Raw genomic sequence first — 1,793 nt, 5'->3', positions numbered from 1 at the left:
GGAGAGCTATTGAATGGCCGACAAGCCGGTTGTAGAAGCGCATCCGGGCTCCGCCACCGCACAGGAACACCGGGAGACCCTCTTTCCACTGACGTGAGTTGGGGTTTTTCATCCAGGTTTGGGCTAGAACGGTGCGTAGTGCCGTTGCGCATTCTTCGGCGAATCTCCCCTCTGCGCTATGAAGCGCATCAGGGACGGCGAGGCCGTTCCCGACATAAGCCTCAAGTTCATCCGGGACGGACTGCCTAGGATCGCGTGGGTCAATGTCGCAGGCAATTCCGCGGCTGGCCCCGCCCTCGAGGGCTCGCACGCGGTCCATGTGTAAGACGGCTGAACCGCGCCGGTTTCTCCGGAGGACTCGCTACGTGAGTACCGCCGTCGCGACCGCATCGGCCTGACGACTGTGGAAGGCCTGCTCGAACTCCGCTGGCGGAAGATAGCCCAGCGACTCGTGCAGACGACTGCCGTTGTACCACGCGACCCAAGTGAGCGTCGCGAACTCGACGTCTTCGACTCCCCTCCATGGACCGCGTCGACGGATGAGCTCGGTTTTGTAGAGGCCGATCACCGACTCGGCGAGGGCATTGTCGTACGAGTCGCCCCTGCTACCGACGGAGCGCTCGATGCCGGCTTCGGCGAGTCGATTGGTGTAGCGGATCGACAGGTACTGCACACCACGATCGCTGTGATGGACCAACCGCTCACGCTCGCTCACCGGACGGTCGCAGAGCGCCTGCTCGAGCGCATCGAGTGCCAAGTCACTACGCAGCGAGTTGGACGCTCGCCAGCCCACGATCCGTCGCGAGAACACATCGACCACGAACGCGACGTAGGCGAACCCGCGCCACGTCACCACGTAGGTCAGGTCCGCGACCCACAGTTGGTTCGGTTGTGTCGCGGTGAAGCGACGCTCGACCAGGTCCGGCGGGCGCACCGCCGCGGTGTCGGAACCGGTCGGGATCCTGAAGCGTCGACCGCGGATCGCGCCCTGCAGGCCCAGGTCGCGCATCAGCCGCGTCACGGTGCAACGTGCGACGCTCCGGCCTTCCCGCTCCACGAGGTGGCGCCACACCTTGCGCACCCCGTACACCTCGAAGTTGTCGTTCCACACTCGACGAATGTGTCCGCGCAACTCCTCGTCGCGCTTCATGCGCGCCGGGCGCTTCTCGGGCTGCGCCTGCCACACCTTGTGCTGGTAGTAGACCGACGGGGCGATCGGCAGCACCTCGCAGATCGGCTCGACCCCATAGGCGGCGCGATGCTCATCGATGAACCGCACCATCACTTCGCTCGGCGGTCGAGCTCCGCCTGGGCGAAATACGCCGACGCCTTCTTCAGAATCTCGTTCGCACGCCGCAGCTCGAAGTTCTCTCGCTCGAGATGCTTCAACCGTTGTCGCTCATCGGTGGTCAGCCCCGGTTGCCGGCCCTGGTCCCGCTCCGCCTGCGCCACCCAGCGGCGCAGCGTCTCGGCCGTGCAGCCGATCTTCTCCGCGATCGACTTGATCGCTGCCCACTTCGATCCGTGTTCGCCTTCACGCTCCAGGACCATCCGCACCGCACGGTCCTGGACCTCCGGGGAAAACCTGCTGGCTCGTGGCATGACCCCATCCTCTCAAGGAATGGAGCCTCCGGGAATCCCGGCGCGGTTCAGTCTGTCTTGTGGCTGCGAGTTGTTCTACGCCGACACAACCGGCTCGCTCGCCAGGATCACCAGCGACGCAGGATGTCGGGCTTGCGGCGGGCCAGTCCACGAAGTCGCTCGAGGCAATCGAGAGTGGTCGCTCCCGGGAT

The 1,793-nt window shown here is 65.1% G+C and carries 1 protein-coding gene and 1 other annotated feature; the gene reads right to left on the bottom strand.

Annotated features, from left to right (window positions below; genetic code table 11):
• Nucleotides 1-361: 361 nt before the first annotated feature.
• Nucleotides 362-1,602, bottom strand: a protein-coding gene (locus tag VFQ05_19120) for an IS3 family transposase (GenBank protein HET9328883.1) whose coding sequence is annotated in 2 segments (ribosomal slippage) — nt 362-1,320 and nt 1,320-1,602 — 1,242 coding nt in all. Because the reading frame shifts where the segments join, the coding sequence is not laid out codon by codon here.
• Nucleotides 1,208-1,324 (bottom strand) — a sequence feature (AL1L pseudoknot). (Overlaps the previous gene by 117 nt.)
• Nucleotides 1,603-1,793 lie beyond the last annotated feature (191 nt).

It is taken from the genome of Candidatus Eisenbacteria bacterium (assembly GCA_035712145.1).
Taxonomy (GTDB): Bacteria; Eisenbacteria; RBG-16-71-46; order RBG-16-71-46; family RBG-16-71-46; genus DASTBI01.
Note: the sequence above shows the minus strand (reverse complement) of the source record. Positions and strands in the feature narration are given on the sequence as shown.